We start from the raw sequence: 21717 nt of genomic DNA, 5'->3' as shown, positions 1-21717 counted from the left end.
CCATGCTGAAGGTATCGGGCGTCCACACCTTCTACGGCGCCATCGAGGCGCTGAAGGGCATCGACATCGAGATCGGCGCCGGCGAGATCGTCTCGCTGATCGGCGCCAACGGGGCCGGCAAGTCGACGCTGCTGATGACGATCTGCGGCAGCCCGCGGGCGCGCCAGGGCCGGGTGTTCTTCGAGGGCGAGGACATCACCGACCTCCCCACCCACGAGATCGTGCGGCGCGGCATCGCGCAGTCTCCGGAAGGCCGGCGCATTTTCCCGCGCATGACGGTGCTGGAGAATTTGCAGATGGGCTCCATCGTCGCCCAGCCCGGCAGCTTCGACCGTGAGCTGGAGCGGGTGCTGACGCTGTTCCCGCGCCTGAAGGAGCGCATCAACCAGCGCGCCGGCACGATGTCGGGCGGCGAGCAGCAGATGCTGGCGATCGGCCGCGCGCTGATGAGCCAGCCGCGTTTGCTGCTGCTGGACGAGCCCTCGCTGGGTCTGGCGCCGCTGATCGTGAAGCAGATCTTCCAGGTGATCCAGGAGATCAACCGGGAACAGAAGATGACGGTGTTCATGGTGGAGCAGAACGCCTTCCACGCGCTGAAGTTGGCGCACCGGGCCTATGTGATGGTGACGGGGAAGATCACGATGACTGGGACGGGGGCGCAGCTTCTGGCCGATCCGGAGGTGCGGTCGGCTTATCTGGAAGGGGGTCACTGAGATGGAGACGATCCTTGGCTCTTCGCTTCCGGTCTTCCTGTTCCTGACGCTTCTGGTGTTCGGCGGCTGCGGCGTGCTGACCGGGCAGACGCTGGCGGAGGGCTGGAAGCCGGTGTCGAACGTTCTGGCCTATTCGCTGCTGCTGGGGGTGGGCGACCGCTTCCTGGCCTGGGGCCTGTTCGGCGAGGAACTGCTGTCGCTGTGGGGCTTCATCGTCCATACGGTGGTGCTCGCCATCATCACGCTGACCGCGCACCGCATCGCCATCGCAAGGCGCATGGTCAACCAGTATCCATGGCTCTATGAGACCGCTGGCCCGTTCGGCTGGCGGGAGCGCAATCCGGCCCGCGGCTGAGACGCTATGATCCTGGGGTGTCCCGGTTCCCATTGGTGCCCGGACACCCCAGGATAACGCACAATCAAAAGAACAGAAGCCGGATTGGCGATATATCCGGCGTGGAAAGGCGCCGTTCCGTCAACGAAACGGCGGCATCTTCACTTTGGCCGAGTCGGCCCGCGACTTTTTGATTGCTGTGACAACTGGCAATCATCCGAAGGTCAGAGAAGAAGATCATGGCGCAGACCATGACGTTCCGTTACAATACCATTTAAATTTTGCAATTCGTTGACGCTTCGACAGCAAACGCCGGTCTTTCCGGCGGCTGATCCGTCATGCCTTGACGGGTCATGCGTTGATGGGCGATGCGACGCGAAGGCGGCATGGGAAGGGGCAAGAGCATGGCAGTGGACAAGGCGGCCGCATCCCGGCCGCGTCGGTTCTGGAGCGTCGGGCGGAAGGTGACGGCGGCCTTCGTCGCGGCCATCGTCGGCGGCTTCATCGTCATCATGGGGCTGCAGGCCAAGATGCAGTATGACGACGCGGTGCGGCTGGCCACGCACGACGCCCGCGTCAAGACGGACATGCTGGCGAACGCCACCAAGACCAGCTTCATCGCCAGCGACGGCGCCTCCATCGAGACGGAGTTCATGCCGCTGGCCGACAGCCACGAGGTTCAACTCGCCTCGCTGCGCGCCGCGACGTCCTCAGACACGCTGGCCGACTTCTCCAACCCGCGCTTCGCCAAGTACGACCTGAAGGCCGACCAGGATCTGGTCGAGGCGGTGCTGGCCGGCAAGGGGGCGCAGACCCGCTCGGCCAAGGGCCACATCGTGGTGACGGTGCCGGTGGTGACCGGCAAGAGCAACCGGCTGGTCGGCGCCCTGCAGATCGCCTGGAGCCTGGACCAGCAGATCGACGCCATCGCCGCCCAGATGCGCAACCAGATCGCCATCTGCCTGATCGCGCTGGTGGTGCAGATCGTCCTGCTGAACGTCATGCTCGGCCGCATCGTCATCCGCCCCTTGCGTGCCATGTCGGCGGCGATGGCGAAGCTGGCCGACGGCGACACCGCGGTCGAGGTGCCCGGCAACGGCCGCTCCGACGAGATCGGCGCCATGGCCGGCTCGGTCACCGTCTTCCGCGACAACGCCCGCGCCATCGCGCGCATGCACGCCGCGCAAGCCGAGGCCGACGCCAGGGCGGAGGAGGCCAAGCGCGCAGCATTGCTCGACCTCGCCGACCGCTTCCAGGGCACGGTGAAGCGCCTGGTGGAGGGCATCGCCGAATCGGCCGCCGGCATGGCCGACAGCGCCGACCGCATGGCGATGGTGGTGGGCGAGGCGTCCAGCCAGACCCGCAACGTCGCCCGCGAATCCGACGACATCCAATCCAACGTCCGCTCCGCCGCGGCGGCGGCGACCGAACTCGCCAGCTCCATCGGCGGCATCACCGAACAGGTCGGCCATTCCGCCCGCATCGCCGGCGAGGCGGTGTCCCACGCCGACCGCACCAACGCCACCGTCCAGGGGCTGATCGCCAATGCCGAGCGCATCGGTCAGGTGGTCGGGCTGATCCACGCCATCGCCAAGCAGACCAACCTCTTGGCGCTGAACGCCACCATAGAGGCGGCGCGTGCGGGGGAGGCCGGAAAAGGCTTTGCAGTCGTGGCGACCGAGGTGAAGGGGCTGGCCGACCAGACCGCCAAGGCCACCGACGAGATCGCCGCCCAGGTCAACGCCATGCAGTCGGTGACCCGCGAAGCCGCCGAGGCCATCGGCACCATCGGCAGCACCATCACCGAGATCGACGGCATTTCCGGCACCATCACTCAGTCGGTGCAGGAACAGAACTCCGCCACCCAGGAGATCGCGCGGGCGGTGGAGATGGCTGCACTTGGCACCCAGGACGTATCGGCGACCATCGCCGCGCTGGCCCACACGGCGGAAAGTGCCGGCAGTACCGCGCTGGGCGTTCAGGACGCCGCCCGCGGCCTGTCCGGCCAGACCCGCGCGCTGGCATCCGAGGTCGACCGCTTCCTGGCGGAGGTCCGCCAGCAGGCGACCGGAGATGTGAGGGCGGCGTGAGTTCCCTGACGGAACTCACCCCAGCAGCAGGAACCCCGCTCCGGTGCCGATCAGGGCGCCCGCCCACAGCAGATCGAAATTCACCCAGCCGCGGCGCAGGATGCCGAGCCCGACGGTTTCGAAGACCGCCAGCCCGATGACGGCGATCACCGCCAGCATCGCCGCCATATGCACCAGAACCACAGCCAGCCCGGCCGCCGCCGATCCAAGTGCGGCGACCGGGCCGGTCATCTCCGCCCCCGGACCGCACAGGGACAGCGCCATCAATTGCGCCGGCGCCAGCATGCCCAGCAGCAGGGGCAGGATCATCAGCCCGGCTCCGTGGGCCGACGCCATCAGGAAGGACCAGAGCGTCAGCCCGGCAAAGCCGGTGCGCATGCCGACCCGCAGCCGGTGGCGGTATCCGCGCACCAGCCGGTAGAGGCCGAAACCGATCAGGAGGGCAGGCGTGACCAGCCTCAGCGGGGCCGTCGTGACGACCAGCTGCAGGATGGCGAAGCCCGCCACCACCACCAGCACCGACAGGGCATGGCCCAGCGCGATGGGGGGCAGAGCCCTGATGACGGCGCCCCGCCGCCCCTCCTGAAGGCCCAGCGCCACGGCGAAGAGCCATCCCATCGCCGGGTTTACTCCATGGAAGGCGCCGAGCCCCGCCAGCGCCAGCCATTGCCAAGGGTCGTCCATGGTGATGGTCCCTCGGGCGGCGGTCATGGATAGCAGTAGGAATCCGAAGAGGCGTCGCCGCCCTCCAGCCGGATCTGGTGACCGCGGAACTCGTCGTCGAAGCGCAGGAAGAACCGCTCGTCGATGGTCAGGCCACCATCCGGGTCGGCATCGAGCTTGACCATCCAACTCTTGATGCCGTCCGGATAGAACTGGTCGTCCCAGCTCCGGTACAGCGAATTGGTGAAGTAGACCCGCTTGCCGTCGCGGCTGACCTCGACCATCTGCGGACCACCGTTGAGGGCGCCGCCACCGGCATCGCCGCCGGGATGGCCGCTGCGCCCGACGATCCCTCCCAACCGCACCGAGCTGGTCAGCCTGGGCTGGAACGGATCGGACACGTCGTACCGCCGCATCTCCCCCGTGCCCCAGCAGGACACGTAGAGCCAGCGGTCGTCCAGCGACAGGTCGATGTCGGTGACGAGCGGCGGCACCGCCTTGAAGCCCTTGAGCATCGGCGGCAGCAGATCCGGGTCCGCCGGCTCGGCCGGGATGTCGATCACCTTCCGCATGGCCCACCGGCCGTCACCGTTCCCGGCGGTCTCGCGATGCCAGAGCCAGATCGACGAGGACAGGTCCGACAGGTTGACCACGGCGTTCATGAACCCATGGGCCCTGGTCGGGTCGTGGGCCGGCCGCAGTTCCAGCGCCAGCTGGTATTCCGGCCCCAAATCGATGGTCTGCCGGTGCCGGCGGTCGCGCAGATCCCAGAAATGGACCTGATGGCCGTATTTCGCGCCGAGCAGCAGTTCGGGGTTCAGCCCGTCCTCGATCATGTCGGGCGTGCCCCATTCGCTGGTGATCAGCGTGTCCTGGCCGAGATGCCACCAGACGTCATAGGCCAGGAACTGCGGGCCGCGGTCGATCTCCCACTGGCCGAGCACCTCGAAGGTATCGTGGTCCATCAGGAAGACGCCGCCCGGCCCGCCGCCATCGCCCTTCCCGTTGCCGAGCGCGCTGACATAGATGCCTTCGGGTCCGCAATGCAGCGTGTGCGGGCGGGAGTAATTGGCGCGGGCCGCGAGTTCCCCCGGCTCGATGACCTTGACGATCTTCGGGCTGGCCGGATCGGGCTTGGTGTCCAGAATGTGGATGCGCGACGACCGCAGCCCGGGCACGATCAGATATCGCCGCTCGACATGCGGATGCGGGGCGTAGGGGCACAGGGCGGAACTGCAGGCGTTCCAGCCGAAATGGTGCAGCTCGTCGCCGACATTCGGCATGTCGACCCGCCGGAGGAGCCGGCCGAAGCTGGCCGAGGATGGATCGACATCGACCACCCCCAGCGCATCCGGCCCCCCTCCGACATTCAGCATCGCCACATAGGCCAGCCGTTCCGAAGGAGCCTGCATCGCCATGCGTGGCGAGGGGTAGAAACTGGGATCAGGAGTCCAGGTTGCCATGGAAATTCCTCCCAAATCGGCATGCGCCGAATTGGAAAGAATACCTCAGCCTTGACAGACGACAGCGAAAGAAAAGGGAGTGGATTGTCTATATACCGCGCCGACAATCACCCCAATTCTGAAGTAGCTTTTGGGAGGACCCGGCTGAGTCCTCTGGAACGCCCGGCACACAGTAGAAAAATTCCCGCCTCGGGACAAAGGAAGCCGGCGTCAGCTGAAAAGAGGGGCTTACTCCGGGAATCCGCAACCACACCGATTCCCGAAAGGTCCCCATGCTTTCGCCGCATCACGCTGGCTCCCCTTCTCTCCCCGGCACCGGACGGATCTGCGATCCGCCCGATGCCGCCGGCAACGCATGCGTTGGCACGAGAGGCGGGAAAGGGGATGGACGTCCCGCTTAGAAGAACGCCTGCAGGCCCGTCTGCGCCCGGCCCAGGATCAGGGCGTGGACGTCGTGGGTGCCTTCGTAGGTGTTCACCGTCTCCAGGTTCACCATGTGGCGGATGACCTGGAATTCTTCGGAGATGCCGTTGCCGCCGTGCATGTCGCGGGCGACGCGGGCGATGTCCAGCGCCTTGCCGCAATTGTTGCGCTTGATCAGCGAGATCGCCTCCGGCGACCAGCTGCCGTCGTCCATCATGCGGCCGACACGCAGGCAGGCCTGCAGCCCCAGCGTGATCTCCGTCATCATGTCGGCCAGCTTCTTCTGCACCAGCTGGGTCTGGGCCAGCGGGCGGCCGAACTGCTTGCGGTCCATCGTGTACTGGCGGGCGGCGTGCCAGCAGAACTCCGCCGCGCCCATCACGCCCCAGGCGATGCCGTAGCGCGCCTTGTTCAGGCAGCCGAACGGCCCGCCGAGACCGGACGCATTGGGCAGCAGGTTCTCTTCCGGCACGAAGGCCTCGTCCAGCACGATCTCGCCGGTGACCGACGAGCGCAGCGACAGCTTGCCCTCGATCTTCGGGGTGGAGAAGCCCTTGGTCCCGCGCTCGACCACGAAGCCCTTGATCTTGTTGTCATGGGCCTCCGACTTCGCCCAGACGACGGCGAGGTCGGCGATGGGGGAGTTGGTGATCCACATCTTGGAGCCCGACAGCAGATAGCCGCCGTCGACCTTGGTTGCGCGGGTCTTCATGCCGCCGGGGTCGGAACCGTGGTCCGGCTCGGTCAGGCCGAAGCAGCCGACCAGCTCGCCAGTGGCCAGACGCGGCAGCCACTTCTTCTTCTGCTCTTCGCTGCCATAGGCGTAGATCGGGTGCATGACCAGCGACGACTGCACCGACATCGCCGAGCGATAGCCGCTGTCCACCCGCTCCACCTCGCGGGCGACCAGCCCGTAGGCGACGTGGCTGACGCCCGGCCCGCCATACTCCTCCGGGATGGTCGGACCCAGCAGGCCCAGCTCGCCCATCTCGGTCATGATCTCGCGGTCGAACCGCTCCTCGCGGAAGGCGGAGATGACGCGCGGCTGCAGCCGGTCCTGGCAGTAGGCGCGGGCGCTGTCGCGCACCAGCTTCTCATCCTCGGTCAGCTGGGCTTCAAGGAGGAAGGCGTCGTCCCACTGGATGCTCTGCACGGTGCGTCTCCTGGTCGGGTGGCGGTTCGGCCGTCGGCGGTCATTTGGCCGGCCGTTTATTGGGACGCACTGTGCCGCGCCGGCGCCATAGCTGCAAACACATATTTTCTATCATGCCCATACTGTTTCGATATGGATCAAAGAAAACAGTCGCTATGCCGCACGGTTCTACAAAAGTTTTAACGTGAAGCTTACCTTTTCCTATGCAATTTTGCCGGCGGCACCGTAGCCGCCCCCCTCCCAACGGACATCCCGCCCGTGTTTGCTGCATTGCAACCAATAACCGCCCTCGCCGGTTTTCCCCTGTTGCTGGGCCTTGCTTTGCTGACCCTTCTGCACGAAGACGTTGCGATTGCAGCGGGTGCGAGCCTTGTCAGCGTCGGCACCGTCAGCATTGGCGTGACTGCCTTCACGCTGCTGTGTGGAATCGTTATCGGCGACCTGTTCATTTATGTCCTCGGACTATTGTCGCTGCGGGTCACATGGATCAGGCGGCGGACCGAAGGGCCGATGCTTGAGCGCTGCCGTGGCGCCTTGCAGAAAAACCTTCTGCCGACGCTGGTGACTTGCCGGCTGGTTCCCGGCGTCTTGTTCCCGACCTATTTCGCCTGCGGCGTGATGCGGGTGCCGTTCCTGCGCTTCGTCGCCATCACCCTGGCGACCGCCGGCGTGCATGTCGGGCTGCTGCTGACGCTGATGACCTCGTCGCTGGAGGCGGCGGCGGTGCAGGTCCAGGTGATCGGCATCGGCTGCGCGGCGGCGCTGGTGCTCCTGCGCACGCGGCGCGCCCGCACCATCGCCGGCGCGCTGTTCGCCCACGCCCGGGCGACGCTGGAGCCGCAACTGCCGGCCGCCCTGCGCAATGCGCTGCATGGCAGCCCGACCCCGCGCGCCATCGCCCTGCCCGGCCTGCCGGTGGTGCCGGCCGGCGCCCCCACCATCGGCTGGGCGGAGCGCATCCCGCCGCTGCTGTTCTACATCCCGCTGGTGGCGCAGTGGTTCGCGCTGGGCGTCCGCCACCGCAGCCTGACCCTGCCGACCGCAGCCAACCCGTCGATCGAGGCCGGCGGGCTGCTCGGCGAGTCGAAGATCGCCTGCATGGACCTGATCGGGCCGGCGGCGCGGCGCTGGGCCGCACGGTCCGTTGCCCTGGCCAACTACCCGTCGCTGACCCCGGCCGCGTTGGACACGCTGGCGTCCGGCGCCGGCCTGTCCTTCCCGCTGGTCGCCAAGCCCGACATCGGCTGGCGCGGCATCGGCGTGCGTCTGGTGCGCGACAGCGCCGACCTCCACGCCTATCTCCGCGGCTTCCCGGCCGACGCCCGGCTGATCCTGCAGGAGCATGTGGCTTACGCTGGCGAGGCCGGCATCTTCTATGTCCGCAAGCCGGGGGAGCGGCACGGGCGCATCTTCTCCATGACCTTCCGCTATTACCCGCATGTGGTCGGCGACGGCCGCTCCACCCTGCGCCAGCTGATCGCCGCCGACCCGCGCGCCTCCTGGAAGTCCGACCTCCATCACGAGGCGCTGGCCGACCGGCTGGACGAGGTGCCGGAGGCGGGCCGCACGGTGCGGCTGTCGCTGGTCGGCAGCAGCCGGGTCGGCGGCCTCTACAAGGACGCCTGCGGCCATGTCACGGCGACGCTGACCGCCCGTTTCGACGAGATCGCCGACGAGATGCCGGGCTTCCATTTCGGCCGCTTCGACGTCCGCTTCGCCTCGGTGGAGCGGCTGGCGGTGGGCGAGGAATTCCGCATCATCGAGGTGAATGGCGCCGGGGCGGAGGCCATCCACATGTGGGATCCGGAATTCAGGCTGGGCGACGCCTACGCCACCCTGTTCCACCAGCAGGCCCTGATGTTCGAGGTCGCCGCCGCCTGCCGGGCGCAGGGTGCCCGGCCGCTGGGCGCGCTGGAGCTGGTCCGCTACCAGCGCCGACAGCAGAACCTCCTGCCGCTCTATCCCGCCTCCAACTGAACGACCGAAGCCGCTCAGCGCGCCCGCGCCGACAGGACGATGCCGCCGGCGATCATCGCCACGCTCGCCAGCACGCCCGCGCTCAGCGGCTCGTGGTAGAAGACCGCGCTCAGCAGCAGCGCCGTGATCGGCACCAGGCAGACGATCTGCCCGGCCTGGCTGGCCGGCATCACCGACAGCGCCTTGCCCCACCACCAATAGCAAAGCCCGGTGGCGATCAGGCAGTTGTAGGCGACGACCGCCAGCAGGGAGCCCGACCAGTGGACCGGGTGCCCCGATTCGGTGGACAGCGCCAGCGGCACCATCACCAGCGCGCTGGCGGCGATCTGCCAGAAGGTCTGGGTCCAGAAGGGCGTGCGCCAGACCCGTCGGCGGTAGAGCGTCGCCCCCAGCGCCCAGCTGAGCGCGCAGCCGATGAGCAGGCCGTTGCCGATCAGCGCGTTGGCATCGCTCCAGTCCACCAGCGCCGGGTTGAAGAAGACGACCACCCCGGCGAAGGTCAGCCCCGCCGCCGCGGCGCGCCGCCCGGTGATCCGCTCGCCCAGCAGCAGCAGGCCGAGCGGCAGCGCCCACATCTGCATGGTGTAGGCGAGCACCGACGCCCGCCCCGGCGAGACGAACTGCAGCCCGAGGTTGCTCAGCCCCATCATGCCGGCGACCTGAAGCAGCCCGACGACGGCCAGCATCAGCCGCTCGCCGCGCTGGGGCAGCAGGGGAAAGCGCAGGACCGGCGCCATCGCCGCCACGCTCAGCGCGGTTCCGAACAGCCGCACGGCGCAGAAGGTGAGCGGCCCGATATCGACCAGTGCCAGCTTCATCAGCGGCCAATTGGCGCCCCAGAACAGCACGATCCCGGCAAGCTGCGCATAGACCGTCAGACCGGGTCCGGTTCCCGAAGCCGTTTGGGAGGTCCGGCGGCCAGTTCCCCGCCGCCCGCCATTCACCGCGTCCTCCGTCACGACCGCTTCCTCTCCTCTGGTTGCGGTGCATGCTAATTCCGCAGACTGACAATCAGCCCTGCGTTCCTCTTGCGGCAGCCGTGCGTCGACGCGGCTCCCCCCGCCCCCGCATCGCCTGCCAATTCCGTGAATTACTTCGCTTCTCTCAAAGCCGCAGATCGGCGACCGTCCGGCAGCCGAGCAGGGCCATGGTCCGGTCCAGTTCGTCCCGCAGGATCGCCAGCGCGTGTTCCGCCCCCGCCTGTCCGCCGGCCGCCAGTCCGAACAGCGGCGCCCGGCCGAGCAGAACCGCCGCCGCGCCGGCGGCCAGCAGCTTCGCGGCGTCACTGCCGCGCCGCACGCCGCTGTCGGCCAGCACCGTCATCCGGTCGCCGACCGCGTCCATGATCCGCGGCAGAACCGTAAGCGGCGAGGGCGCGCAGTCCAGGTTGCGCCCGCCATGGTTGGACACCACGACGGCCTCGACCCCGGACCCGGCCGCGCGCCGCGCATCCTCCGGCGCCAGCAGGCCCTTGAGGATGATGCGGCCCTGCCAGCGGCGGCGCAGCTCCGCCACGTCGTCCCAGCTCACCCGGTCGCACAGCCGGATCGGGTCGTGGGCGGCGGCGTCGGTGATGCGGGTGCGGAACTGCGGCGGATAGTGGGCGTATCCCGGCCAGCCGCCATCGGCCAGCAGACGCAGCAGCACCCCGCCCGCCCAGGCGGGATGGCGCGCCACGTCCAGGGCGCCGCGCAGCGACGGCGTGACCGGCACGGTGAAACCGTTGTGCGCGTTGTACTCTCGTTTCGGCGACACGGCGGTGTCCACCGTCAGGATCAACGTATCGACGCCGCAGGCGGCGACCCGGTCGAGCAGGGCATGGGTCAGGCTGCGGTCGCGCCACACATAAAGCTGGAACCACAGCTCGGCCCCGGCCTCGGCGATGGCCTCGATGCTGGTGATCGACTGGGTCGAGACGCAGAAGGGGATGCCGGCGGCACGGGCGGCCCGCGCCAGCAGCACCTCCCCGTCGTAGCGGACCAGCCCGGCGGCGGCGGTGGGCGCGATGACGAAGGGCAGCGGGCGCGCGCGCCCGAACAGCGTCACGCCGGTGTGGCGGTCGGCGCAATCGACCAGCACCCGCGGCGTCAGCTCGGCATGGTCGAAGCCGTCGCGCAGCCGGCGCAGGGCGGTCTCGTCCTCGGTGCCGCGGTCGATATACTCGAACAGGCCGCGCGGCAGGAAGCGGCGGGCCTGCAGTCGCAACTCGTCGATGTTCAGGCATGCCTGATGGGCCGCCATCGGATCACCGCCTCCCGCGGGCTGGAGCGCTATCGCGAATAGCTGCCGAACTTGTGGACGGAGATCGAGGCCGCGGCCACCTGCACATGGCGGGCGAGTTCCTGCTCGACCTGCTCCGGCGTCCAGCGCGTGGCCGGGACGGAGATGCTGAGGCCGGCCACGGCGCGGCCATGCTCGTCGGTGATGGCGGCGCCGACGGAGATGTCGCCCATCACCGTCTCGTTGATCAGCAGGGCATAGCCCTTCTCGCCCGCCTCGCGCACGCGGGCGCGCAGCCGGTCGGGATCGCAGACGGTGAAGGGGGTCAGCGGGCGCAGGTCGGTGCGGGCCAGGATCTCCTCCCGCTCCTCCTCCGACAAACGCGACAGGATGGCGGTGCCGGACGCCGTGTAATAGGCGGGCAGCCGGCTGCCGACCATGAACTCGATGTTGACCAGATGCTTGCCGGGGAAGCGGGCGACGAAGACGATCTCGGCGCCGTCCAGCTCCTGCAGGTTGGTGGTCTCGCCGACGCTGCGGCTGATGTCGAGAAGATAGGGGAAGGCCTTCTCGATCAGCTCATTGGCGCGCAGGTAGTTGTAGGAGAACTGCAGCAGCTTGGGCGTCAGCGCATAATTGCGCGTGCCGTGGACGCGGCGCAGGTAACCCAGCACCTCCAGCGTGTAGACCAGCCGCTGGGCGGCGCTGCGGTCCAGGTTGGCGGCCTTGGCGATCTCCGACAGCGGCATCTGCCGGTGCGGCCCGTCGAAGGCATGCAGGATCTGGAAGGTCTTCTCGGTCGAGCCGACGAACAGCGAGGATTCGCGCGGATCGGCCTTCTTCGTGTCCGGCTCCGCTGCCGCCGCGACCGGGCCTGTTTCCGTCACGGACTCTTGCGCCTTCGGCATCCGTCCTGCTGTCCGCGTCATCGGCAATCCCCCAAGACTTCGTCATCCCGCCGGGCCAGCGCCTTCACGCCATCGCCCGGCGCCTCCCGCGCTAACGCATAGCATCCGGCGAACCGATTGCCACGCGCCGCGCGGTTGCCACCCGTCACGCCGGCTGGGCGGCCGGCATTCCCTCATAGGTAACCAGCAGGCGCGACAGCTCGCGCCGCAGCGCCTGCTTCAGCGGCTCGCCCGGCTCGCGCAGCGGCGCCAGCATCGCCGGGGCATGCACGCCGACCAGATCCATCACCGACTTCATCGGGCCGGGGTTGGTCTCGGCGAAGGCGAGGTTCATCATCGGGATCAGCGAGCGGTGGATCTCCAGCGCCTTGTCCAGCTTGCCCGTGGAGGCGAGGTCGTGGATCAGACGCCACGCCCGCGGCAGCAGGTTGGCCGTCACCACGATGCCGCCCCTGGCCCCGGCCGCCACCTGCAGCGGGAACAGCGTGTCCTCGCCGCTCAGCACAGCGAAGGAGGAGTCGACCCCCGCCACCGTGCGCAGGAAATGGTACATGTCGGTGTTGCAGGCCTTCATGCCGACGATCCGCTCGTGCCGCGACAGCTCGTGCAGGATCTCCGGATCGATGGCGATGCGGGTGCGGTAGGGGATCTCGTAGATCAGGATCGGCACCGGCGATTCGTCAGCATAGCGCAGGAAATAGTCGCGGATGCCGGCCTGCGTCGGGTTGGTGTAGTAGGGGGTCAGCACCAAGAGCCCGTCCACCCCGGCCGCCGCGAAATCGCGGCCGGCGGCCAGCGCGTCGTAATAGCCGGTGTCGAGCACGCCGGCGATCACCGGGCCGCGCTTCTCGCCTACGCCCGCCATCGCCTCGACCGACAGCTCGGCGAAGCGGATGCGCTGGTCCTTCGCCAGCGCGCCATACTCGCCGGTGCCGCCGAGCGGGACCAGCCCGTCGACGCCCTGGCGGAACAGCCAGGAGAACAGCGCCCTGGAGGCCGCCACGTCGATGGTGCCGTCGGCTGTCACCGGCGTCGGGGTGGCGGGCAGAATGCCGCGAAGCTTCGTGGCGTCAAGCATGTCTTGTCCTTGGAAGAAGCGAGGGGTGATAAGCGGTTGGGGGGCCGGTCTCAGCCGGCGAGGCTGCGCCGCCGCAGCCGGTCCGCGACGAAGATCAGGGTGGCGACGAACAGCAGCAGCCCGGTCGACACCGCCGCGATGACGGGGGAGACCTGCAGCGTCACCTCGTCCCAGAACTGCTTGGGCAGCGTGGCGCTCAGCCCGCCCGAGGAGAACAGCGAGATGGTCAGCTCGTCGAAGGAGGTGGCGAAGGCGAACAGGAAGGAGGACAGCATGCCCGCCCCCAGGATCGGGAAGGTGACGTGGCGCAGCGCCGCCAGCGGCCGGGCGCCCAGGCTCTGCGCCGCAAGGTCGAGCCGGGTGTCGTAGTTGCGCAGCACCGCCATCATCGTCATCACCACATAGGGCACGGCGACCACCGTGTGGCCGATGACAAGACCCAGGATCGTGCCGACCAGCCCCATCTGGGCGAAGACATAGAACATGCCGACGGCGATGATCATGCGCGGCACGACGATGGGCGACAGGATGAAGGCCAGCATGGCGCCCTTGCCCCGCATCCGGCTGCGCACCATCAGGAAGGCGGCGGGAACGCCGATCGCCATCGACAGGAGGCCGGTGCCGAACGCCACGACGATGGACCGCCACAGCGCCTGCATCCAGATCGGCGAGTCCAGCAGCTGCTGGTACCACTGCAGTGTGAAGCCCGACGGCGGCCAGGCCAGCCCGCCCTTGCCGACGGACAGCGGGATCATCAGGAAGGCGGGCAGGCTGATCAGCACCAGCAGCAGCCAGACGAAGGCGGTCAGGGCCACCGGCTTCTCCGACCGGCCGCGCAGGGGGTGGCGGCGCGGCAGCAGGCCGATCAGCGCATCGCTGGCCGATCCCAGCGCCGCCAGCACGCGCCCGCCCAGCCGCCGCATGGCGGTGTCGCGGTTGCGCACCACAGCGCTCTCCCCGGTCAGCGAGGCGAAGCCGAAGACGCGGTCGTACAGCACGAACACCACCAGCACGACCGTCAGCAGCAGGACCGAGATGGCGCCGGCCAGCCCCCAGTTCAGCGTCTGCTGCACCTGGTCGATGATCAGCTGGGTGATCATCGTCTCCTTCCGGCCGCCCAGCAGGGCGGGCACGATGAAGAAGCCGATGGCCGACACGAAGACCATGATCGCCGACGCGGCGACGCCCGGCAGCGACAGCGGGAAATAGACGGTCCAGAAGGCGGTGCCGGGCTTTGCTCCCAGCGTGCCGGCGGCGCGCGGCAGGGTGCGGTCGATGTTCTCCATCACCGCCAGCATGGTCATCACCGCCAGCGGCAGCATGGCGTGCACCATGCCGACCAGCACCGCGCCGAAGCCGTAGAGCAGGTCGGCCGGGCTGTCGATGATGCCCAGCGACATCAGCGTGCTGTTGACGACGCCGTTGCGGCCCAGGATGACGACCCAGGCGAAGGCGCGCACCAGGAAGCTGGTCCAGAAGGACAGCAGCACCCAGAAGATCAGCCGGCTCTTCGCCGGCCCCTTGGCGATGGAGATCAGGTAGGCGACCGGATAGGCCGCGACCACCGCGACCAGCGTCGTCGCCAGCGAGATCTTCAGCGTGATCCACAGCACGGTGACATAGAGGCTGGAGGCGAACAGCTGCGCGTAGGGCGCCAGCGTGAAGCCCTGCCCGTTGTAGACGCTGAGCGCCAGCAGCTGCCCGACCGGAAAGACCAGGAAGGCGACGAGCAGCAGGACGAGCGGGGCGCCCATCAGCACCGGCTTGCGCCAGGCGGGCGGGGGCGAATGGCGTTTGGCGCTGGCGGCGTGGGTCATGGTCATGAACTGTCCGCTCATCTCACGCCGTCCCCGCAGCGCGCGCCGCATCGGCGATCACCACGGCGTCGCGCCCGCTCCAGGACAGCGTCAGCACGTCGTCGATGCGCACGGCGTCGGCCTCGTTGCGGGTGGGGAAGGCGGCGACCAGCGGCGGCAGCTTGCCGTCGAGCGGCTCCATGTAGACCTTGGTCAGGCTGCCGGTGACCATCACCTCCGACACCCGGCCCTGCAACCCGCCTGCAGCGTTTCCGGCCCCGCGCGCGACGGTCAGGTTCTGCGGACGCACCATCACCCGCACCTCGGTGCCCGGCGGCAGGTCGTTGCCGTTGGCCAGCGCCCGGCCGGGAATGCCCTGCGTGCCCAGCCCGATCTCGACCTCATCGCCGCTGCGGCTGCGGAGCGCCGCGGGCAGGATGTTGGATTCGCCCAGGAAATCGGCGACGAACAGCGAGCGCGGGCGGAAATACAGGTCGGCCGGCGTGCCCAGCTGTTCGATCCGCCCGGCATTCATCAGGCAGATGCGGTCGGACATCGTCATCGCCTCTTCCTGGTCGTGGGTGACGTAGACGACCGTCGTTCCCATCTCGCGGTGCAGGCGCTTGATCTCCAGCTGCATATGCTCGCGCAGCTTCTTGTCGAGCGCGCCCAGCGGCTCGTCCATCAGGATGATCGACGGCTTGTAGACCATGCAGCGGGCGAGCGCGACGCGCTGCTGCTGGCCGCCCGACAGCTCGCGCGGGTAGCGGCCGGCGATGTGCGGCAGATGCACCATCTCCAGCGCCTCGCGCGCCCGCCGCTTGGCGTCGGCAGCTCCCACCTTCCGCATCTTCAGCGGGAAGGCGATGTTCTCCTCGATGGTCATGTGCGGGAACAGCGCGTAGTTCTGGAACACCACGCCGATGTCCCGCTCGTAGGGCGGGGCATAGGTGACGTCCTGCGACCCGATGCGCACGCTTCCCCCGTCGGGCGGCACCAGCCCGGCCAGCAGGCTGAGCAGCGTCGTCTTGCCGGAGCCCGACGGGCCGAGCAGCGTCAGGAATTCGCCGTCGGCGACGACGAGATCCGTCGGGGCGAGCGCCACGAAGTCACCGTAGCGCTTGGCAAGACCCTGGACGGAAAGGCTGGAAGAAGACATGCGCGCCTCCTCGTGAAGGGGGTGGGGCCGAAGGGGGGAATGGGCTTGCGAGGGGCGGTGAGGGGGCGCCGCGACGGCGCGCCCCTCCCGCCGTTCCTCAGCTCAGCAGCCAGGCGTTGTAGCGCTCCAGACCCTTCTGCTGGTTCTTCAGCCAATAGTCGGCGTTGATCTGCACGCCGCGCTCGATGTTGGCCGGGAAGGTCGGGCAATCGGCGGCGATCTTGGCGTCGATGTACTTGAAGGCGTCCGGCTGGGTGACGCCGGCCGGGAAATACTTCACCAGCTCGGCCTGCCGCTTGGGATCGGAAGCGAACTTGATGAACTGGCGACAGGCGTCGGCGTTCGGCGTGCCGGCCAGGATCGACCAGCTGTCGAGGCCCCAGATGTTCTGGTCCCAGACGATGCCGACCGGCGCGCCGGCGGCGATGGCGGCCTGCGGACGCGACACCCAGGTCGGGACCATGTCGACTTCACCGGACAGCAGCATCTGCTCGACCTGCGCGCCGCTGGTCCAGAACACCGCGATGTCCTTCTTGATGCGGTCCAGCGCCTTGAAGGCACGGTCGAGGTCGCAGGGATAGACCTGATCGGTCGGCACGCCGTCGGCCATCAGCGCCTGCTCGATGGTGTCGAACGGGTGCTTGCGCAGGGCGCGGCGGCCGGGGAAGTTGGCGACGTCGTAGAAGTCCTTCCACGAGGCCGGCGCCTTGCGGCCCTTGAAGGCCTCGGTGCGGTAGGCAAGCACCGTGGTGTAGACGTTGGTGCCGACGCCGTACTCCGACATGTACTGCTTGGGGATCGAGGCGACGGCCGGGTCGGCCTCCAGCCCGTGCTTCTCCAGCAGCGGCTTGTCGCCGCCGGTCAGCATCAGGATGGCCGGCTGGCTGATCTTCGCCATGTCCCAGGTGTAGGACTTCGCCTCCACCATCGAGCGGATCTGCGCCGTCGGCTCGGCATTCGCCTGGACGCCGATCACCTCGATGCCGGTCGCCGCGGTGAAGGGTTTGTAGAACACCTCGCCATAGGCCTTGGTGTAGATGCCGCCATCGTCGCGCACCACGATCCGCTTGTTCTGCGCGCGCGCCGGGCTCCAGATCGCCGGCATGGCAAGGGCGGATGCGCCGACGGCGCCGGCTTTCAGCAGGGTGCGGCGGGACCAACCGGATTGGCGGATGCTCATGTCGGAACTCCTCTTGGTGGGCCGGAACGGCGAAGAAACGGCGGAAGAAAGGACGAAAAAGCGGGCTCAGCCCGGCGGCAGCAGGCGGCCGGGATTGAAGAGGTTCTGCGGGTCCAGCGCCTGCTTCACCGCGCGCATCAGCGCCAGTTCGGCGGCGGGCTTGTAGCGCGCCATCTCGCCCAGCTGGACGCGGCCGACGCCATGTTCGGCGCTGAAGGTGCCGTTGAGCCGGGCGGCCTCGTCGTTCACCGCATGGCGCATGGCGGCGGCCAGCGCCTCGCGGTCGTTGACCGCGCTCCAGGCGTCGAAGGTGAAGAAGGGGATGAAGTGGACGTTGCCGTCGCCGAGATGGGCGACGACGATCACCGGCAGATCCGGCACCAGCGCCCGCACGGCGGCGGTCGCGGCGGAGATGAAGGCGGGCACCGCCGACAGCGGCACCGCGCAGTCGGTGGTCAGCCCGACGCCGGCCTTCTTGTTCGCCTCCGAAACGCTGTGGCGCACCTCCCACAGGGCGTGGCGCTGGGCGTCGCTGGCGGCCAGCGCCGCGTCGGTCAACAGCCCGTCGGCGAAGGCGTCTTCCAGGATCGCCTGAAGCTCCGCGTCCAGCGCGTCGCCGTCGCTGTTGTCGGACAACTCGATCAGCACATGCCAGTCGGCCGAAGTCTCGATCGGGCTGCGGCGGCCCGGAACCTGCTCCACCACCAGATCGAGCTGGAGGCGGTTGATCATCTCGAAGGCCGACAGCCGGGCGCCGCAGCGTTCCTGCACGCGGGTCAGCAGGGTCAGCGCATCGGCCGGATTGGCGATCCCGACCCAGGCGACGGCATGGCGCGTCGGCAGCGGATGCAGCTTCAGCGTCGCCGCGGTGATGATGCCGAGCGTGCCTTCCGACCCGATGAACAGGTGCTTCAGGTCATAGCCGGTGTTGTTCTTGCGCAGACCGTACAGGCCGGACCAGATGGTGCCGTCGGCCAGCACCACCTCCAGCCCCAGCACATTGTCGCGCGTGTTGCCGTAGCGCAGGACGGACGTGCCGCCGGCGTTGGTCGCGATGGTCCCGCCGATCTGGCAGGAGCCTTCCGCGCCCAGGCTGACCGGATAGAGCCGCCCCGCCGCCGCCGCCGCTTCCTGCACGGTGGCGAGCACGCAGCCGGCCTCGACCTCCATCGTGCTGTTGACCGGGTCGATGGCGCGGACCGCGCGCATGCGCGCCAGATTGAGGATGACCGGCGCCGGACCCGTCTCCGACGGGGTGGCGCCGCCGCACAGGCTGGTGTTGCCGCCCTGCGGCAGCAGCGGAATCCCGAGCCGGACGCAGCAGCGCACCACCGCGGCCACCTGCTCGGCATTCGCCGGCCGGACGAGGCAGAGCGCCGGCCCGCGGTAACGCCCGCGCCAGTCCTCCGTAGCCCCCTCGAGGTCGGATTTGGATGTCAGAACGGCGTCGGCGCCGATCAGGCCCGACAGCTCAGCGATCACGTCCACACGCGATCTCCTTGATCTGCATGGTGTCTGTTTAAGTAATCGTTATACGATTACAACAACTGAAATATGATAGCCTGTGATTGGCACGCCAACAATCCACTTTTTGCATAGAGACCGAATTTTTGGTCGAGCGGCCGAATAGGGCACCAAACGGGATGCCGGCGCTGCGACCGCACGGACTCTCGACCTGCGGTGGCGGGCCCGCCTATAGTCGGCGCGGGTTTGACATGGCAGGGCCGTCCTGCCCCTGGGGCGAGAGGTCATGAGCCGTTTGATTGATGCAGTGCGTGCCCGTCCGGCGGCGAAACCCACACCAACGCAATCATCCGCCCGCCGTTTCGTCGTCATCGATTGCGAGACCACCGGGCTGTCGCCGGCCGGTGGCGACCGCATGGTCAGCTTCGCCGCGATCGAACTGGCGGAGGCGACGCCGACCGGCCGCTGCCTCAGCCTCATCTTCAATCCGGGGCGCAAGTCGAACCCGCATGCGCTGAGGGTGCATGGGCTGCCGGATCACCTGCTGCGCCACCAGGATCCCTTCCACAGCGTCGCCCGGGACATCCGCGACTTCCTCGACGGCGCGGTGCTGGTCGGCCACAATGTCGGCTTCGACATCGACTTCCTGCGGCACGAGTTCCAACTCTGCGGCATTCCCTGGGCACCGCCCCAATCGGTCTGCACCATGCAGCATGCCAGGGCGCAGGTGGCGGGGCGCGCGTCGCTCGACGCGGTGGCGACCCTGTTCGGCATCGATGTCGGCATCCGGGCGCGCTTCCACGGCGCCTTCGTCGATGCCGAGATCACCAGCCGCCTGTTCCAGAAGATGATCCTCGGCAGCGCCGAGATGCTGGCGGTTCCCCATCTGGCGCCGACCAACCAGATCGACCCGCCGCCGGTGGTCCGGGCTCCGACCGCTCCCATCACGCACGGCATCGACGGGTACGCCTTCGCCGTCACCGGCGAACTGACCGGCCTGTCGCGCGAGGCCGTGATGGCACGCATCCTGGCGCTGGGCGGACGCTGGCATCACAGCGTCCGCAAGGACACCGACTATCTCGTCGTCGGCCACGCCCCCGGCGCCACCAAGCTGGACACCGCCGCCGCCCGCCGCGCCAGATACGGCAAGCCCGACATCATCGACGAGGCGCAGTTCTTCGCGATGGTGACGGCGTCCCGCGCCGGAAAGCGCGGCTGACGCCGCTGCCACCGCGTCAGGCCGCGCGGACCTCGCCGATGAAGGCCTGGATCCGCTCGCGCAGGCGGTCGGAGTCGCGCGACAGGCTGTCGGCGGCGCCCAGCACTTCCCCGGCGGCCTGCCCGACCTGACCGGCGGAGCTGCTGACCTCGGCGATGCTGCCGGTCACCAGCTGGGTTCCCTGGGCCGCCTGCTGGATGTTGCGGCCGATCTCCTGGGTGGCCGCGGTCTGCTGTTCCACCGCCGCGGCGATGGCTCCGGCGATGGAATCGACGTCGTTGATGGTGCGGCCGATGGTCTGGATCGCGGTCACCGTGCCGTCCGTCACCGTCTGGATCTCGGCGATCTGGCTGCCGATCTCCTCGGTCGCCTGCGCGGTCTGGGTGGCCAGCGCCTTCACCTCCTGCGCCACGACGGCGAAGCCCTTGCCGGCCTCCCCCGCCCGCGCCGCCTCGATGGTGGCGTTCAGGGCCAGCAGGTTGGTCTGGCTGGCGATGTTCTGGATCAGGCTGACGACGTCGCCGATCCGCTGCGCCGCCTCGACCAGCCGGCCGACCAGCGCGTTGGTCCGCTCGCCCTCCTCCACCGCGTTGCGCGCGATGGCGGCGGCGGCGTTGACCTGCCGGCCGATCTCGCCGATGGAGCTGCCGAGCTGTTCCGACGCCGCGGCGACGGTGGCGACGTTGGCCGAGGATTGCGCCGTGGTGGCGGCGACGGACGACGCCTGCTCCGTCGTGCGCGAGGCGATGGCGGTCATCGTCTCGGCATTGCCGCGCAGATGGCGCGCGGCCAACGCCACCGCCTGCACCACGTCCTGCACGTCGGCGTCGAAGCGGTCGGCCAGCGCCCTCATGGCTGCCTGCCGGTCGCGCTCGGCCTGCAGCTTCTGCGCCTCGCGCTCTTCCTGCAGGCTGCGCATGGCAAGGCCGTTGCTCTTGAACACCTGCAGCGCGCGGGCGAGCAGCCCGACCTCGTCCCTGCGCCCGGCGCCCTGGATCTCGACCGCGAGGTTGCCGTCGGCGATGGCGGTCATGTCGGCGACCAGCCGGTGCAGCGGCCGGACGACGAAGGCCACGATGATGGCGCCGAACAGGCCGAAGGCGACCAGCAGGCCAACGCCCGCGACCCCGTACAGGCGGGCCATGACGCTGGAGGACAGGGCAAGGGCCCGGTCCTCGGCATGCTTGGTCTCCTCCAGGCTGTGCTCCACCCGCTCCGTCAGCGCCGCGGTCAGCTTCTGCCGCACCGGGCGGCCGACGTCGATCGACACGCGGATGGCGCTGTCTGTGTCGTAGGCGCGCGCCAGCTCGACCGCCTTCTCGGACACCCGCTCATACTCGCCGACGATGGACTTGATGCCGGCGATCGCCTCGCGGTCGGCCGGGGCGTCATAGGCGGCGGCCAGCCGGTCGATGGCGGCCAGCGCCGTGCCGATGTTGGACTTGTAGGTGGCGAAGGCGGCGTCGATGCGCTCGCGCGTGCCGCCGACCAGCGCGTTGGATTCCGCATCCATCGCGTCGCCCATGGCCGACTGGATGGCCAGCGCCGCCGCCAGCCGGCCGGCCACCACGTCGGTCACCCGGCTGGTGGAGGCGGTGAGGTCGACCAGCGCCGACCGCGCGGTCCAGACCACGCTGCCCATGACGGCAAGCAGCAGGACCGCCGGGATCAGCAGCTTATGAACCAGTTTCCGGTCGGAAAACCAGCGGTGCAGGGCCATGGGATGCCTCTTTCGGAAGAACTCGGGCGGGCCGAGCGGGAGCGTTCCGCCCAAGCCAGTCGGCGGGCAGCCATTCCCGGAATTATAATTGAAATGCGATTGCTTTACGCGCATTATGATAGCGAAAGATCCGTTCCTGAACAAACGGATTTCTTAT

At 68.6% G+C, this 21717-nt stretch carries 17 protein-coding genes; 5 read left to right on the top strand and 12 right to left on the bottom strand.

Annotated elements, in window-relative coordinates; all coding sequences use genetic code 11:
• Positions 1–2: 2 nt before the first annotated feature.
• The 3 genes from B9N97_RS32930 to B9N97_RS32920 all read left to right on the top strand — a co-directional run bounded on the left by B9N97_RS32930 (position 3) and on the right by B9N97_RS32920 (position 3137).
• Positions 3–713, top strand: a complete 711-nt coding sequence (locus B9N97_RS32930; protein ID WP_042696422.1) for an ABC transporter ATP-binding protein — start codon at positions 3–5, stop codon at positions 711–713.
• A gap of 1 nt (position 714) precedes the next feature.
• Positions 715–1068, top strand: coding sequence for a DUF6867 family protein (locus B9N97_RS32925; protein ID WP_085092039.1), 354 nt, complete (start codon positions 715–717; stop codon positions 1066–1068).
• Between the two features lie 383 nt (positions 1069–1451).
• Complete coding sequence (locus tag B9N97_RS32920) at positions 1452–3137, top strand: methyl-accepting chemotaxis protein (RefSeq protein WP_244561062.1); 1686 nt, start codon at positions 1452–1454, stop codon at positions 3135–3137.
• A gap of 15 nt (positions 3138–3152) precedes the next feature.
• Here the strand turns inward: B9N97_RS32920 and B9N97_RS32915 are convergent, their stop codons facing one another.
• The 3 genes from B9N97_RS32915 to B9N97_RS32905 all read right to left on the bottom strand — a co-directional run bounded on the left by B9N97_RS32915 (position 3153) and on the right by B9N97_RS32905 (position 6839).
• Positions 3153–3848, bottom strand: coding sequence for a hypothetical protein (locus B9N97_RS32915; protein ID WP_244561061.1), 696 nt, complete (start codon positions 3846–3848; stop codon positions 3153–3155).
• Positions 3845–5263 (bottom strand): selenium-binding protein SBP56-related protein, encoded by a 1419-nt coding sequence (locus B9N97_RS32910; RefSeq protein ID WP_085092037.1) that lies wholly within the window; start codon positions 5261–5263, stop codon positions 3845–3847. Before B9N97_RS32910 ends, B9N97_RS32915 begins: the two co-directional genes overlap by 4 nt.
• Before the next feature lie 397 nt (positions 5264–5660).
• Complete coding sequence (locus tag B9N97_RS32905; RefSeq protein ID WP_085092036.1) at positions 5661–6839, bottom strand: acyl-CoA dehydrogenase; 1179 nt, start codon at positions 6837–6839, stop codon at positions 5661–5663.
• 258 nt (positions 6840–7097) lie between these two features.
• On the opposite strand from B9N97_RS32905, the gene B9N97_RS32895 reads away from it, so the two are divergent.
• A complete protein-coding gene (locus B9N97_RS32895) occupies positions 7098–8816 on the top strand; it encodes a VTT domain-containing protein (protein WP_143266976.1) in 1719 nt (572 codons plus the stop codon).
• Positions 8817–8830: 14 nt separating this feature from the next.
• Here B9N97_RS32895 and B9N97_RS32890 read toward each other — a convergent pair whose 3' ends face one another.
• From B9N97_RS32890 to B9N97_RS32855, 8 genes are all read right to left on the bottom strand, one after another.
• Positions 8831–9775 carry a DMT family transporter gene (locus B9N97_RS32890; RefSeq protein ID WP_085092034.1) on the bottom strand — a complete coding sequence of 315 codons (945 nt, stop codon included), beginning with the start codon at positions 9773–9775 and terminating at the stop codon, positions 8831–8833.
• Positions 9776–9920: 145 nt separating this feature from the next.
• Positions 9921–11057 carry an alpha-hydroxy acid oxidase gene (locus B9N97_RS32885; RefSeq protein ID WP_085092033.1) on the bottom strand — a complete coding sequence of 379 codons (1137 nt, stop codon included), beginning with the start codon at positions 11055–11057 and terminating at the stop codon, positions 9921–9923.
• Between the two features lie 29 nt (positions 11058–11086).
• Positions 11087–11944, bottom strand: a complete 858-nt coding sequence (locus B9N97_RS32880) for an IclR family transcriptional regulator (protein ID WP_085092032.1) — start codon at positions 11942–11944, stop codon at positions 11087–11089.
• 145 nt (positions 11945–12089) lie between these two features.
• Positions 12090–13022, bottom strand: coding sequence for a dihydrodipicolinate synthase family protein (locus B9N97_RS32875; RefSeq protein WP_085092031.1), 933 nt, complete (start codon positions 13020–13022; stop codon positions 12090–12092).
• Between the two features lie 50 nt (positions 13023–13072).
• Positions 13073–14860, bottom strand: a complete 1788-nt coding sequence (locus B9N97_RS32870) for an ABC transporter permease subunit (protein ID WP_143266975.1) — start codon at positions 14858–14860, stop codon at positions 13073–13075.
• 1 nt (position 14861) lies between these two features.
• A complete protein-coding gene (locus B9N97_RS32865) occupies positions 14862–15977 on the bottom strand; it encodes an ABC transporter ATP-binding protein (protein WP_085092030.1) in 1116 nt (371 codons plus the stop codon).
• Between the two features lie 97 nt (positions 15978–16074).
• Entirely contained in the window at positions 16075–17157 is a 1083-nt protein-coding gene (locus B9N97_RS32860) for an ABC transporter substrate-binding protein (RefSeq protein ID WP_085092029.1), read from the bottom strand.
• A 66-nt stretch (positions 17158–17223) separates the two neighbouring features.
• On the bottom strand, positions 17224–18645 hold the full coding sequence (locus B9N97_RS32855; RefSeq protein ID WP_085092028.1) for an FAD-binding oxidoreductase: 1422 nt from the start codon (positions 18643–18645) through the stop codon (positions 17224–17226).
• Between the two features lie 262 nt (positions 18646–18907).
• Between B9N97_RS32855 and B9N97_RS32850 the strand changes: the two genes are divergently transcribed.
• Positions 18908–19840 carry an exonuclease domain-containing protein gene (locus tag B9N97_RS32850; RefSeq protein WP_085092027.1) on the top strand — a complete coding sequence of 311 codons (933 nt, stop codon included), beginning with the start codon at positions 18908–18910 and terminating at the stop codon, positions 19838–19840.
• Positions 19841–19856: 16 nt separating this feature from the next.
• Here the strand turns inward: B9N97_RS32850 and B9N97_RS32845 are convergent, their stop codons facing one another.
• On the bottom strand, positions 19857–21560 hold the full coding sequence (locus tag B9N97_RS32845) for a methyl-accepting chemotaxis protein (RefSeq protein ID WP_085092026.1): 1704 nt from the start codon (positions 21558–21560) through the stop codon (positions 19857–19859).
• Positions 21561–21717: the final 157 nt, after the last annotated feature.

This window comes from Azospirillum oryzae, assembly GCF_900177515.1.
GTDB lineage: Bacteria > Pseudomonadota > Alphaproteobacteria > Azospirillales > Azospirillaceae > Azospirillum > Azospirillum oryzae_A.
Note: the sequence above shows the minus strand (reverse complement) of the source record. Positions and strands in the feature narration are given on the sequence as shown.

Bases quoted from the DNA above. Each gene is read 5' to 3' on its own strand.
- B9N97_RS32910 (WP_085092037.1), bottom strand. From the start codon at position 5,263: ATGGCAACCTGGACTCCTGATCCCAGTTTCTACCCCTCGCCACGCATG.
- B9N97_RS32885 (WP_085092033.1), bottom strand. From the start codon at position 11,057: ATGGCGGCCCATCAGGCATGCCTGAACATCGACGAGTTGCGACTGCAG.
- B9N97_RS32845 (WP_085092026.1), bottom strand. From the start codon at position 21,560: ATGGCCCTGCACCGCTGGTTTTCCGACCGGAAACTGGTTCATAAGCTG.
- B9N97_RS32865 (WP_085092030.1), bottom strand. From the start codon at position 15,977: ATGTCTTCTTCCAGCCTTTCCGTCCAGGGTCTTGCCAAGCGCTACGGT.
- B9N97_RS32850 (WP_085092027.1), top strand. From the start codon at position 18,908: ATGAGCCGTTTGATTGATGCAGTGCGTGCCCGTCCGGCGGCGAAACCC.
- B9N97_RS32915 (WP_244561061.1), bottom strand. From the start codon at position 3,848: ATGACCGCCGCCCGAGGGACCATCACCATGGACGACCCTTGGCAATGG.
- B9N97_RS32875 (WP_085092031.1), bottom strand. From the start codon at position 13,022: ATGCTTGACGCCACGAAGCTTCGCGGCATTCTGCCCGCCACCCCGACG.
- B9N97_RS32870 (WP_143266975.1), bottom strand. From the start codon at position 14,860: ATGAGCGGACAGTTCATGACCATGACCCACGCCGCCAGCGCCAAACGC.
- B9N97_RS32860 (WP_085092029.1), bottom strand. From the start codon at position 17,157: ATGAGCATCCGCCAATCCGGTTGGTCCCGCCGCACCCTGCTGAAAGCC.
- B9N97_RS32920 (WP_244561062.1), top strand. From the start codon at position 1,452: ATGGCAGTGGACAAGGCGGCCGCATCCCGGCCGCGTCGGTTCTGGAGC.
- B9N97_RS32930 (WP_042696422.1), top strand. From the start codon at position 3: ATGCTGAAGGTATCGGGCGTCCACACCTTCTACGGCGCCATCGAGGCG.
- B9N97_RS32925 (WP_085092039.1), top strand. From the start codon at position 715: ATGGAGACGATCCTTGGCTCTTCGCTTCCGGTCTTCCTGTTCCTGACG.
- B9N97_RS32880 (WP_085092032.1), bottom strand. From the start codon at position 11,944: ATGCCGAAGGCGCAAGAGTCCGTGACGGAAACAGGCCCGGTCGCGGCG.